We start from the raw sequence: 12,164 nt of genomic DNA on the forward strand, positions 1-12,164 counted from the left end.
CGTCCTGCTGAAGACACTTGTCACCGCCGTCGTGGCCGCCGGCGCATATGTGATCACCAACCTGATCGACCAGTCGCAGAACGAGCTGTGGCAGCTCGTGGTCTCCATCGTCATCGGCGGCGCCGCGCTCATCGTCCAGTACATGATCGACTTCGAGCGGCGGCTGGCATCGGTGGAGAGCGCGCTGGTGACGCATCACCGCGATATGAAGAACCTGGTCAGCGAGAAGTTCATGCAGGTCGGCGAAGTGACCGGAATCTTCGGGAAGTTGGACCGGGCGGGACTGGACACCGAGGACGTGAAGCTGCTCCTGCAGAGCGCCACGGAGGTGCAGTCGCAAGGCCCGGACATCGTGAAGGCCTTCGCTCGCGCGGAGTTGGCCAAGCTCGCGTCGACCATGGTCAACCTCACCGGGGGGACCAGTGAATGGCCTGGGGAGAACAATGACTGGCTCTTCGGACTCACCGGCTGCGCCGAGCGAAGTGTCGACGCGATCAGCAGCTCCGTCGACCTGACCTTCTGGGCGACCGAACCCGCGCGCCGTTATCTGGACGCGCAGAGCGAGGCGATTGGGCGGGGTGTGATCGTGCGGCGCGTGTTCATCGTCGAGACCGCCGCCGACGTCAACAGTGACCTGGAGGAGATCTGCCGGAGCCAAGGGCGACGGCGCATAGAGACGAGGGTCGTGGTCAGATCCGAACTGTCCCATGACCTCAAGGGCGGCCCCATCAACGACTGTGTCATCTTCGACGGCCAACTCTGTTTCGAGTTGACCGCCGACCGTACGCAGGGCAACCCCACCACCACACTGAACGCGCGGCTACCACGCCTCACTGAGCGGAGGAAACGCTTCAACGAACTCTGGGACGCGGGCCGAGACGCTGGATCGAGGTCCCTCTGACTCGGATACCGCGAGGCCAACGAGGGCGGCGCCCATGTCGACCCAGGTCGTACACCCCCGGACCGATGCCCGCACCCACCCCCCGCTCCTACGATCCCGGTATGCCCACCACCCCACCGCTGCCCCTGCTCAAGCGCGTACCGCCGGGCGCCTGGGCGGGGGTGCCCTGGATCTACGGCACGCTGTTCGCGGTCCGCGCCTTCTTCCACCTCCCCTTCATGCCGACGTTTGCCTACCCGCCCACGCCGGCCGGCTGGGTGCTCATCGCGTCGGGCAGTGCCCTCGCCCTGGCCGGGTGCGTGCTGCTGCGTCGGCGCCCGCTGTCCGGGAACGGGCTGCTGGTGGTGGGGACGTACGCCGTGACGCTGGGGCTGAACGCGCTGACGATCGGGCTGGTCCACTACGCGGCGATCGACATCGCCGTGGGCTGGATCGCCGCGAGCTCCGAGCGCCGCCGGAGCCTCACCGCCCTCGCCCTCGCGATCGCCGTCCTGCCCGTCTACGAACTCACCCGGACCGGCCTCGGCCGCCCCCTTGTCGCTCTCTACGACACCGGCCGGGGCGACTGGCAGAGCTGGTCGGCGCTCGCTCTCTCGGCCGTCGTCGCCTGGCTGATCGGCAACTCCGTGCGGCAGGGCCGTGCGTACGCCGAGCGGCTCACCGCGCAGACCGCGACGCAGGCCGTCACCGTCGAACGGCTGCGTATCGCACGGGAGATGCACGACACCGTGGCGCACAGCATCGGCATCATCGCCCTCCAGGCCGGCGCGGCGGCCCGGGTCACCACGACCCAGCCGGAGGCCGCGCGGGAGGCGATGCGGGCGGTGGAGCACGAGGGCCGGGAGACACTGGCCGGGCTGCGCCGCATGCTCGTCGCGCTGCGGGTGGCCGACGAGGCTCCCGTCCTGCCCGCAGGCCTCGGTGACGTCGACCGGCTCGCCGCCACGACCACGGCGGCCGGCGTACGGGTCGACGTGCGGCGGCGCGGTGAGCCGCGTCAACTCCCGCCCGACGTCGACCTGTCGGCGTTCCGCATCATCCAGGAGTCCGTCACCAACGTCGTACGGCACGCGGGGACGAGCGCGTGCCGGGTCACCCTCGACTACGGCGACGACGCACTCGCCCTGGAGGTCACGGACGACGGGCGTGGCCACGGCACGGCCACCGACACCGGGTTCGGGCTGGCGGGCATGCGGGAGCGAGTGGCCCTGCTACAAGGGGAGTTCACGGCGGCACCGCGCCCCGAGGGCGGTTTCCGGGTCGCGGCCCGGCTGCCGGTGCCGGTGCCGACGGCGGTGGCCCGATGAGCGGGCCCGTCCGTGTGCTCCTCGCCGACGACCAGCAACTCATCCGTACGGCACTGCGGATGGTGATGGCCGACCTCGACGACGTGGAGGTCGTCGGCGAGGCGAGCGACGGGGCGGAGGCGGTGCGGCTGACGGCTCAACTCGCCCCGGACGTCGTGGTGATGGACATCCGCATGCCCGGGACGGACGGGATCGAGGCCACACGCAGGATCACGGAGAGTTCGGCGCCGGCCCGGGTCGTCGTCCTCACCACCTTCGACGACGACGATCACGTCTACGGCGCCTTGCGCGCCGGCGCGTCCGGGTTCCTGGTCAAGGACATGGCCCTGGACGACATCATCGGCGCGGTACGGGTGGTGGCCGCCGGAGACGCCCTGATCGCCCCGAGCGTGACCCGGCGCCTGATCCGCGACTTCGCCTCGTCCCGCCCCGAACTGGCCCGCACGCGCCGGGAGTTGACACGGGTCACGGAGCGGGAACGCGAAGTGCTGACGCTGGTCGGCTCGGGGCTGTCCAACACGGAGATCGCGGCCGAGCTGTGCATCAGCGTGGCCACGGCGAAGACCTACCTGACCCGCCTCTTCACCAAGCTGGACGCGAGGGACCGGGTCCAGCTGGTGATCCTGGCCTATGAGGCGGGGCTGGTCTCGGTGGGCCCGGGCCAGGCGTCACCCCGGGCGGCGGGGCCGCGGTGACGGTGATATCGCCGCGCCCCGAAACCCTTCGCGCGTGCTCGTCCCGTCCGGTACGGTCGCGAGGTTGTTTTCACAGCTGGGAGGCCGTTGTGGCGTGTCGTATCGGTGAGCTCGTGCTTGGTTGCCGCGATCCCGAGGTGTTGGCGCAGTTCTGGTGCGAGGTCCTGGGGTTCGTCGTGCTCGAACGCGAGGCCGGGCAGTGGGTGGAGATCGGGACGCCCGAGGGGTTCGGCGGTCCGCATCCGACGCTCTTCTTCAGCCGCAGGGACGAGCCGGAGCCGGGGAAGTCCCGGCTGCACATCGACGTCAACCCCACCGACCGCGATCAGGAGGCCGAACTCGAACGCCTGCTGAAGCTCGGTGCGCGTCGGGCCGACATCGGTCAGACGGGGGACGAGCAGTGGCATGTCCTGGCCGACCCCGAAGGCAATGAGTTCTGTCTGCTCAAGGCTCGCATCAACCCGCTCTGACCTCTGATACGGGTACATGGCCGGTGCGCGGGGACGCTCGGTGCCAGGGGTGGGGCGTGGAAGTGTGACACTCGGCGCGGAATTGTCACACTTCCGCGGGGAGGGTCCCCTCTGGGGGGGGGGTGGACGTTGTGGACGATCAGTGACGAGCGGCGGCGAGTGAGCCGATGAACTCCGTCCAGGCATCGGCTCCGACCACGATCACCGGCCCACCAACAGACACCTTGCTGTCGCGGACGGGGATGACACCGGGGACTCCGTCGGCGATCTCGACACAGTTCCCGCCGTTGCCGTCGCTGTACGTGCTCTTGCGCCAGCGGGCGGCGCCGAGGAAGTCGTAGGCGATCTCGACGCAGGTACCGCCGTTGCCGTCGCTGTAGGTGCTCTTGCGCCAACTGGCCTTGCTCAGGTCGTACTTGCGCATCGTCTGTGGTCCTCCGCCGCCGATTCGATCAGGGCCAGGGACGCCTCCGGCGACAGCGCGGCGGCCCTGAGCAGATCGTATGCCGCGTACGCGCGCTTCACCACAGCCGGATCGTCCAGCAGGTTCCCCGAATACACGGCCTCTGTATAGGCGGTTGGCGGGGCGTCGTCGAACTCCATGAGCGTCAGCGTTCCGTTCATGACGGCGAAGGCCCCCGCCGCACACGGCAGCACCTGCATTAGCACAGTCCGCTCGCGTACGAGCGTCGCGATGTGATCCAGCTGCCGGGCCATGCACTCAGGGCCGCCGACCGGAATCCGCACCACGTTCTCATGCAGGATCACCCAGTACACGGACCTTGTTGCGTCCTTGAGGATCCGCGCCCGGTCCATCCGGCCGGACACTTTCTCCTCGATGTACTCCTCCGTCGCGAGCGGGTTCGTCGCGAGGGTGACCGCTCGGGCGTACTCGGCGGTCTGGAGCAGCCCCGGAACCACCGTCGGCGCGAAGTCACAGATCTTCGTCGCCAGCGCCTCCAACTCCGCAGCCTTGGCGAAGTAATCCGCGTACCGCCTGTCGTTGATCAGGCCCAGGCAGAGCCGTTCGAAAATACCGTCGGTCTTCAGAATCTCGTCAAACCGGATGGCCAGCTCCATCTGCGGTTTCCGAATTGCCTGTTCGAATTGGCCGATGTAAGTGCCGGAGACAAAGACAAGCGCCCCCAGCTGCGCCTGCGAGAGCCCCATATCCTCCCGGCGTCGTCTCAGCTCGGTTCCGAAAAACTCCCAAGCCGCCAGCCGTGAACCGTTGGCCATAGCCAACCCCCTTGGTCTGCACCGCAGTTGTTGTCGACAGACTCCTGCCGAGTGTAGGGGGAGGAGGGGCACCCTTGAGATGCGAAGCGTGAAAGTCGAAAAGGGAGGGGAACCAGGTGTGGGCACACTGCTGGGAGGCGAAGGACACCTTGATGGAATTCCGGATTCGGGTGCGAGGAGAGCGATGAAGCCGCCTGTCGGATCGGTCGCCGTGGACACCCGTAACGGGAGAGTGGGCATCGTCATGGGGCACGAGGGCCCTTATGTTCAGCTCCGCCCGTACGGCGGCGGGCGTGAGTGGGACGTCGAGCCGGGCGCCGTACGCGACGCGACCCCGGCCGAGCGGCTGAGCGCGGCGACCGCGTACGCGAACGCCCGCAGTCGCGGTGAGGTGCCTTGAAGCGTCGTGGCGCCACAGGGCCGTAGGGGACAATGGGCGGCATGAGCCTGTTCCGCGACGACGGCATCGTGCTGCGCACCCAGAAGCTGGGTGAGGCGGACCGGATCATCACGCTGCTCACCCGGGGTCACGGGCGAGTGCGGGCCGTGGCGCGCGGGGTGCGGCGGACCAAGTCGAAGTTCGGCGCCCGGCTGGAACCCTTCTCCCATGTAGACGTGCAGTTCTTCGCGCGGGGCAGCGAACTCATCGGCCGCGGGCTGCCGTTGTGCACCCAGAGCGAGACCATCGCTCCGTACGGTGGCGGGATCGTCGCCGACTACGCGCGGTACACCGCCGGTACGGCGATGCTGGAGACGGCCGAGCGGTTCACCGATCACGAGGGCGAGCCCGCCGTGCAGCAGTATCTGCTGCTCGTGGGCGGGCTGCGGACGCTGGCCGGCGGGGAGCATGCTCCGCATCTCATCCTCGACGCGTTCCTGCTCCGTTCGCTCGCCGTCAACGGCTATGCGCCAAGCTTCGGTGACTGCGCGAAGTGCGGGATGCCGGGACCGAACCGGTTCTTCTCCGTGGCGTCGGGCGGGGTCGTCTGCGCCGACTGCCGGGTGGCCGGGAGCGTCGTACCCTCACCGCAGGCCCTGGAACTCCTCGGCGCGCTGCTTACGGGAGACTGGGCGACGGCGGACGCGTGCGAGGCGCGGCATGTGCGGGAGGGCAGCGGGCTGGTGTCCGCCTATCTGCACTGGCATCTGGAACGTGGACTTCGTTCGCTGCGGTACGTAGAGAAGTCGTAGCAGGTCGTAGAGAAGCAGTCGGAAAGAGGAGACGAGAAGCACATGGCCGTACGCGGGATCCTGGGGCGCCAGCGGCGCGAGTACAAGGCGCCGGAGCCGCACCCGTCCGGGGCCACCGCGCCGAAGCTGCCCGGTGAGCTGATCCCGAAGCACGTGGCGATCGTCATGGACGGGAACGGGCGGTGGGCGAAGCAGCGCGGGCTGCCGCGCACCGAGGGCCACAAGGTCGGCGCCGAGCGGGTGTTGGACGTGCTTCAGGGCGGCGTCGAGATGGGTGTCGGCGCGATCTCGCTGTACGCCTTCTCCACCGAGAACTGGAAGCGGTCGCCCGACGAGGTGCGCTTCCTCATGAACTTCAACCGCGACTTCATCCGCAAGTCCCGCGACACCCTCGACGAACTCGGTATCCGGGTGCGGTGGGTGGGCCGTATGCCCAAGCTGTGGCGGTCGGTCGCCAAGGAGCTCCAGATCGCGCAGGAGCAGACCAAGGACAACGACGCGCTCACGCTGTACTTCTGCATGAACTACGGCGGGCGGGCCGAAATCGCCGACGCGGCAAGGGCGTTGGCCGAGGACGTGCAGGCGGGCCGGCTCGACCCGGCCAAGGTCGACGAGAAGACTCTCGCCAAGTACATGTACTACCCGGACATGCCCGAGGTCGACCTCTTCCTGCGCCCCAGCGGCGAACAGCGCACCTCCAACTACCTGATCTGGCAGAGCGCCTACGCCGAGATGGTCTTCCAGGACGTCCTCTGGCCGGACTTCGACCGCCGTGACCTGTGGCGCGCCTGCGTCGAATTCGCCCAGCGGGACCGGCGGTTCGGCGGCGCGGTGCCGAACGAGAAGCTGCTCGCGATGGAGCAGGCGATGCGGGGAAACGAGTAACACCCCTGTCGGACTCCGGGGTTACTATCACGGCTCGTCACCGCAGGAACGGGGAGGGGCCGTGATGGAGCAGGCAGAGCAGGCACAGAGCGTCGAGCAACGCGCGAGCGAAGTGGTGCTGGAGTACCAACTCCGGCTGGAGGACATGACCGAGGCCGTCCGGCTGCTGTTCCGCAGGCGCGGCCGGGCCGGGTTCATCCACCACCCCGTCTTCCACGCGGCCGTCATGGTGCTGGGCGCGCTCGTGCTGACCGCGGGCCTGGCGGGCGGCGACGGCATCGGCTTCGCCTTCGGCATCGCGCTCATCGCCTGGCCGCTGCTGATGCTCGGGGTGCCCGGCATGACCGCCCGCCAACTGCTGCGGGCCAACGAGCACCACGGCGTGATGCGGGTGACCGTCGCCGAGGAGGGTGTGCGCACGGTCAGCGCACACATGGACGCACGTATGTCCTGGGCCAACTACGGCAGTTACGCCGAGACCGACCACTGCTTCGTGCTACGCAGCCCGGACCGAATCGGAGCCTGCGCGATGGTCATCGTCAAGCAGGGAGCGCCCACGCCGCAGGATGTGGACCGGCTACGCACCCTGCTGAACACCAAGCTCCCTCGCGTCTGAACAAGCGGTCCCGACAGCGCCGCCAAGGGGCGAGGGGCTGTATTTAAGCGAGCGGTCCCGGCAACCCCCTAGGGGCGCGGGGAACTGCGCGACCAGCCCCCACCGGGCCCGCAGATATCCCGCTCAACCCGCGGAGCACTCCGCACAAGTGCCGAAGATCTCGACCGTGTGCGCCACATTCACATACCCGTGCTCCGCCGCGATCGCCTCCGCCCACTTCTCCACAGCGGGCCCTTCCACCTCAACCGCCTTGCCGCAAACCCGGCACACCAGGTGGTGATGGTGATCGCCCGTGGAGCAGCGGCGATACACGGACTCGCCCTCGTCCGTGCGCAGGACGTCGACCTCACCCGCGTCGGCGAGGTTCTGGAGGGTGCGGTAGACCGTGGTCAGGCCCACCGAGTCACCCTTGTGCTTGAGCATGTCGTGGAGATCCTGGGCACTGCGGAACTCGTCGACCTCGTTGAGCGCCGCCGACACGGCGGCACGCTGGCGGGTGGAGCGTCCCTTTACGGGCGGACCGGCCGTCGTCACCGTTGCCTCCTCACGTCTGCACTGTGCCGAGCCATTGTGCCAGCCCGGGCTGTGCATGGTCAGACACCGACCTCGTCGGAGGCCCCCCGGGTGGCTGGAATCGCGCACTCCACCGGGTCCCCGGCCGGTCGCGCGGCGGCCGCGTTCCGGGCCCGGCGCCTCGCCAGCGGGGTCGCCAGCGCCGTCAGGACGATGAACGCGGCGATCGTCAGGAGCACGATCGTCGCGCCGGGCGGGACGTTCTGGTAGTACGAGGTGACGGTGCCGCTGACCGTCACGGTCACGCCGATCGCGCCCGCGATGGCGAGGGTCGCGGCGAAACTGCGGGTGAGCTGCTGCGCGGCGGCGACCGGCACCACCATCAGCGCGGACACCAGGATCAGGCCCACGACCCGCATCGCGACGGTGACCGTGACGGCCGCGGTGACCGCCGTCAGCAGGTTCAGGGCACGCACGGGCAGGCCGGTGACCCGCGCGAACTCCTCGTCGTGGTTCACGGCGAACAGCTGCCGCCGCAGCCCCAGCGTGACCACGATCACGAAGCCGGCGAGGATGCCGATCGCCGTCACGTCGGACTGCGAGACCGTCGAGAGCGAGCCGAAGAGGTACGAGCTCAGGTTGGCGTTCGAGCCGCCCGGCGCGAGGTTGACGAACATCACGCCGCCCGCCATGCCGCCGTAGAAGAGCATCGCGAGGGCGATGTCGCCGCGGGTCTTGCCGTACCAGCGGATCAGTTCCATCAGGACCGAGCCGAGGGCGGAGACGGCGGTGGCCATCCAGACCGGGGAGGCGTTGAGGAGGAAGCCGAGGCCCACGCCGGTCATCGCGACGTGGCCGATGCCGTCGCCCATGAGGGGCTGGCGGCGCTGGACCAGGTAGATGCCGATCGCGGGGGCGGTGATGCCGACGAGGACGGCCGCGATGAGCGCCCGTTCCATGAAGGGGTAGTTGAGGATGTCCATCAGCTCAGCAGTCCCGTGCGGATCGGTTCGGCGTCCGCCGAGTGCGGGTGTACGTGGTCGTGGCCGGGCAGGGCATGCTGGCCGAGCGCGCGCGGGGGCGGGCCGTCGTGCTGGACGCAGCCGTCGCGCAGGACGACCGCGCGGTCGATCAGCGGTTCCAGCGGGCCGAGTTCGTGCAGGACGAGCAACACCGTTGCGCCTTCGGCGACTTGACGGGTCAGGGTGTCCGCAAGGACCTGCTGGCTGGCCAGGTCCACGCCCGCCATCGGCTCGTCCATGATGAGGAGTTCGGGTTCCGCGGCGAGCGCGCGGGCGATCAGCACACGCTGGTGCTGGCCGCCGGAGAGCGCGTCGACGGAGTCCTTGGCGCGGTCCGCCATCCCGACCAGCTCCAGGGCGTGCCGTACGGCCTCGTGGTCCGCCTTGCGCAGCAGGCCGAAGCGGGCGCGGGAGAGCCGGCCGGACGCGACGATCTCGGTGACGGTGGCGGGCACCCCGCCCCCGGCCGTCGTGCGCTGCGGTACGTAACCCACGCGCCGCCAGTCGCGGAAGGCGCGGCGCGGGGTGCCGAACAGCTCGATCTCGCCCCCGCTCAGCGGGACTTGGCCGATGATCGTGCGGATCGCGGTCGACTTGCCGGAGCCGTTGGCGCCGAGCAGCGCGACCACCTCACCGCGCCGCACGGTGAGGTCGATGCCGCGCAGGACGGGGCGCGAGCCCAGCTCGGCGCGGACTCCGCGCAGCGATATGACGGGCTCGGCCACTGTGTCCTCCGTACTGCTGTAGATCACTTGTAGATCACTTGGTTCCCAGGGCCGTCTGCAACGCCTTGAGGTTGGCCTGCTGGACCGAGAAGTAGTCCTTGCCGCGGGACTTCTTGGTGATGCCCTCGATCGGGTCGAGGACGTCCGTCTTCAGGTTGGCGTCGGCGGCGATGGTCTTCGCGGTCTTGTCGCTGACGAGCGTCTCGTAGAACACGGTGGTGACGCCGTCGGCCTTGGCCATCTTCTCAAGGTCCTTGACGCGCTTGGCACTTGGCTCCGACTCGGGGTCGAGGCCGTTGATGGCCTCCTCGGTGAGGCCGTAGCGCTCGGCGAGGTAGCCGAAGGCGGCGTGTGTGGTGATGAACACCTTGGTCTTGGTGTTCGCGAGGCCGGTCTTGAACTCGGTGTTGAGCGCGTCCAGCTTCTTGACCAGGGCCGCGGTGTTGGTCCTGTAGTCGGCCGCGTTCTTCGGGTCGGCCTTCTCGAAGGCCTTGCCGACGCCCTCGGCGACCTGGGCGTAGCGCACCGGGTCGAGCCAGATGTGGGGGTCGAGGCCGGCCAGTTCCTCGTTCTTCGAGGTGTCGTGCGTGGCCGCGTGGCCGCCGACCTCGTTGCCGTGCTTCTCCTCCGTGGTCAGGGAGGCCGCGTCGATCTTCGTCTTGACCTCGGACTGGCTCACCGCGTCGTCGACGGCCGGCTGGAGGTTCTTGAGGTAGAGCACCGCGTCGGATTCCCCGAGCGCGGCGGTCTGCTGCGCGCTGATCTCCAGGTCGTGCGGTTCCTGGCCGGGCTTCGTCAGGCTGGTGACGTGGACGTGGCTGCCGCCGATCTGCTCGGCGAGGTACTGGAGTGGGTAGAACGCCGCGACGACGTCGAACTTGTCCGTGTTGGCCGCGGACGCGGTGTCGGAGCAGGCGGAGAGGGTCCCGAGACCCAGGGCGGTGGCCGCGGCTATCGCGATCGCGGGTATTCCGGAGATGCGGCGTCGTCGTACGTTCATGACAGTCATTTTCAACTGACATGGAAACCGTTGTCAACAAGCGCCGGGTGAGGAACCGATTTGATACGGGGGTAGGGCGCGCCGGTAACCTAAGTCATTCGCCCGCCCGTCTCCCGACCACCACCCCTCATCGAGGCGCTTCGCGCCGCCCCTCCTTACCGTCCATTCGTCATGAAGAGAGCATCGTGGCCGCCGACAAGATCGACACCATCGTCAGCCTGAGCAAGCGCCGTGGCTTCGTATTCCCCAGTAGTGAGATCTACGGCGGCCAGCGCGCCGCTTGGGACTACGGGCCCTTGGGTGTCGAGCTCAAGGAGAACCTGAAGCGCCAGTGGTGGCGCTACATGGTGACGTCGCGCGAGGACGTGGTCGGTATCGACTCGTCCGTGATCCTGGCCCCCGATGTCTGGGTCGCCTCCGGCCATGTCGCCACTTTCTCGGACCCGCTGACCGAGTGCACCTCGTGCCACAAGCGGTTCCGCGCGGACCACCTGGAGGAGGCGTACGAGGCCAAGCACGGCCGCGCCCCCGAGAAGGGCCTCGCCGACATCAACTGCCCCAACTGCGGCAACAAGGGCCAGTTCACCGAGCCCAAGGAGTTCTCCGGCCTGCTCTCCACCCACCTGGGCCCGACGCAGGACACCGGCTCCGTCGCCTATCTGCGCCCCGAGACCGCCCAGGGCATCTTCACCAACTTCGCCCAGGTGCAGACCGCTTCGCGCAAGAAGCCGCCGTTCGGCATCGCGCAGATGGGCAAGTCCTTCCGCAACGAGATCACGCCCGGCAACTTCATCTTCCGGACCCGCGAGTTCGAGCAGATGGAGATGGAGTTCTTCGTCAAGCCGGGCGAGGACGAGACGTGGCAGGAGTACTGGATGGAGCAGCGCTGGAACTGGTACACCGGCCTGGGCCTGCGCGAGGAGAACATGCGGTGGTACGACCACCCCAAGGAGAAGCTCTCCCACTACTCCAAGCGCACAGCTGACATCGAGTACCGCTTCCAGTTCGGCGGCAACGAGTGGGGCGAGCTGGAAGGCGTCGCCAACCGCACCGACTTCGACCTGAACGCCCACTCCAAGGCCTCCGGCCAGGACCTCTCCTTCTTCGACCAGGAGGCCCAGGAGCGCTGGACGCCGTACGTCATCGAGCCCGCCGCCGGTGTCGGCCGCGCGATGCTGGCGTTCCTGCTCGACGCCTACGTCGAGGACGAAGCGCCCAACGCCAAGGGCAAGTTGGAGAAGCGCACGGTGCTGCGCCTGGACCACCGCCTGGCCCCGGTGAAGGTCGCGGTGCTTCCGCTGTCCCGCAACCCCGAGCTGTCCCCGAAGGCCAAGGGCCTTGCCGCCGCGCTCCGTCAGAACTGGAACATCGAGTTCGACGACGCGGGTGCGATCGGCCGTCGTTACCGCCGCCAGGACGAGATCGGTACGCCGTACTGCGTGACGGTCGACTTCGACACGCTCGAGGACAACGCGGTGACGGTGCGCGAGCGCGACTCCATGAAGCAGGAGCGGGTCTCGCTGGACCAGATCGAGGGCTACCTGGCTGGTCGTCTCGTCGGCGCCTAGGCCTGCGGGGGTGCTGTCCCTGGGGGCTGCGC

The 12,164-nt window shown here is 68.6% G+C and carries 15 protein-coding genes; 9 read left to right on the plus strand and 6 right to left on the minus strand.

Annotated features, from left to right (window positions below):
• Positions 1-31: 31 nt before the first annotated feature.
• The 4 genes from SPR02S_RS58080 to SPR02S_RS47610 all read left to right on the plus strand — a co-directional run bounded on the left by SPR02S_RS58080 (position 32) and on the right by SPR02S_RS47610 (position 3,373).
• Positions 32-901, plus strand: coding sequence for a hypothetical protein (locus SPR02S_RS58080; protein WP_019064125.1), 870 nt, complete (start codon positions 32-34; stop codon positions 899-901).
• 101 nt (positions 902-1,002) lie between these two features.
• Positions 1,003-2,208 carry a sensor histidine kinase gene (locus SPR02S_RS47600; RefSeq protein WP_019064126.1) on the plus strand — a complete coding sequence of 402 codons (1,206 nt, stop codon included), beginning with the start codon at positions 1,003-1,005 and terminating at the stop codon, positions 2,206-2,208.
• Positions 2,205-2,903, plus strand: a complete 699-nt coding sequence (locus SPR02S_RS58085; RefSeq protein WP_052347179.1) for a response regulator — start codon at positions 2,205-2,207, stop codon at positions 2,901-2,903. The genes SPR02S_RS47600 and SPR02S_RS58085 overlap by 4 nt, the downstream gene beginning before the upstream one ends.
• A gap of 89 nt (positions 2,904-2,992) precedes the next feature.
• On the plus strand, positions 2,993-3,373 hold the full coding sequence (locus SPR02S_RS47610; RefSeq protein WP_026151540.1) for a VOC family protein: 381 nt from the start codon (positions 2,993-2,995) through the stop codon (positions 3,371-3,373).
• 139 nt (positions 3,374-3,512) lie between these two features.
• Here the strand turns inward: SPR02S_RS47610 and SPR02S_RS47615 are convergent, their stop codons facing one another.
• Complete coding sequence (locus SPR02S_RS47615) at positions 3,513-3,797, minus strand: DUF397 domain-containing protein (protein ID WP_019064129.1); 285 nt, start codon at positions 3,795-3,797, stop codon at positions 3,513-3,515.
• Positions 3,779-4,612, minus strand: coding sequence for a helix-turn-helix domain-containing protein (locus SPR02S_RS47620; RefSeq protein ID WP_026151541.1), 834 nt, complete (start codon positions 4,610-4,612; stop codon positions 3,779-3,781). Before SPR02S_RS47620 ends, SPR02S_RS47615 begins: the two co-directional genes overlap by 19 nt.
• A gap of 184 nt (positions 4,613-4,796) precedes the next feature.
• On the opposite strand from SPR02S_RS47620, the gene SPR02S_RS47625 reads away from it, so the two are divergent.
• The 4 genes from SPR02S_RS47625 (at position 4,797) to SPR02S_RS47640 (ending at position 7,304) form a co-directional block, all read left to right on the plus strand.
• Positions 4,797-5,012, plus strand: coding sequence for a hypothetical protein (locus tag SPR02S_RS47625; protein ID WP_019064131.1), 216 nt, complete (start codon positions 4,797-4,799; stop codon positions 5,010-5,012).
• Positions 5,013-5,053: 41 nt separating this feature from the next.
• Entirely contained in the window at positions 5,054-5,803 is a 750-nt protein-coding gene (recO, locus tag SPR02S_RS47630) for a DNA repair protein RecO (protein WP_026151542.1), read from the plus strand.
• 42 nt (positions 5,804-5,845) lie between these two features.
• A complete protein-coding gene (locus tag SPR02S_RS47635; RefSeq protein WP_019064133.1) occupies positions 5,846-6,688 on the plus strand; it encodes an isoprenyl transferase in 843 nt (280 codons plus the stop codon).
• Positions 6,689-6,752: 64 nt separating this feature from the next.
• The gene (locus tag SPR02S_RS47640; protein ID WP_019064134.1) at positions 6,753-7,304 is read left to right on the plus strand and encodes a YcxB family protein; all 552 of its coding nucleotides are present in this window, start codon (positions 6,753-6,755) and stop codon (positions 7,302-7,304) included.
• Positions 7,305-7,427: 123 nt separating this feature from the next.
• Here the strand turns inward: SPR02S_RS47640 and SPR02S_RS47645 are convergent, their stop codons facing one another.
• The 4 genes from SPR02S_RS47645 to SPR02S_RS47660 are packed head-to-tail and all read right to left on the minus strand — an operon-like array spanning position 7,428 to position 10,564.
• Entirely contained in the window at positions 7,428-7,838 is a 411-nt protein-coding gene (locus tag SPR02S_RS47645) for a Fur family transcriptional regulator (RefSeq protein ID WP_019064135.1), read from the minus strand.
• Positions 7,839-7,897: 59 nt separating this feature from the next.
• Positions 7,898-8,800 (minus strand): metal ABC transporter permease, encoded by a 903-nt coding sequence (locus SPR02S_RS47650; protein ID WP_019064136.1) that lies wholly within the window; start codon positions 8,798-8,800, stop codon positions 7,898-7,900.
• Entirely contained in the window at positions 8,800-9,564 is a 765-nt protein-coding gene (locus tag SPR02S_RS47655) for a metal ABC transporter ATP-binding protein (RefSeq protein ID WP_043259010.1), read from the minus strand. Before SPR02S_RS47655 ends, SPR02S_RS47650 begins: the two co-directional genes overlap by 1 nt.
• A gap of 34 nt (positions 9,565-9,598) precedes the next feature.
• The gene (locus SPR02S_RS47660; RefSeq protein WP_019064138.1) at positions 9,599-10,564 is read right to left on the minus strand and encodes a metal ABC transporter substrate-binding protein; all 966 of its coding nucleotides are present in this window, start codon (positions 10,562-10,564) and stop codon (positions 9,599-9,601) included.
• A 185-nt stretch (positions 10,565-10,749) separates the two neighbouring features.
• Here SPR02S_RS47660 and SPR02S_RS47665 point away from each other — a divergent pair, with 185 nt between their 5' ends.
• Positions 10,750-12,132, plus strand: coding sequence for a glycine--tRNA ligase (locus tag SPR02S_RS47665; protein WP_019064139.1), 1,383 nt, complete (start codon positions 10,750-10,752; stop codon positions 12,130-12,132).
• Positions 12,133-12,164: the final 32 nt, after the last annotated feature.

Source organism: Streptomyces prunicolor NBRC 13075, assembly GCF_000367365.1.
Classification (GTDB): domain Bacteria; phylum Actinomycetota; class Actinomycetes; order Streptomycetales; family Streptomycetaceae; genus Streptomyces; species Streptomyces prunicolor.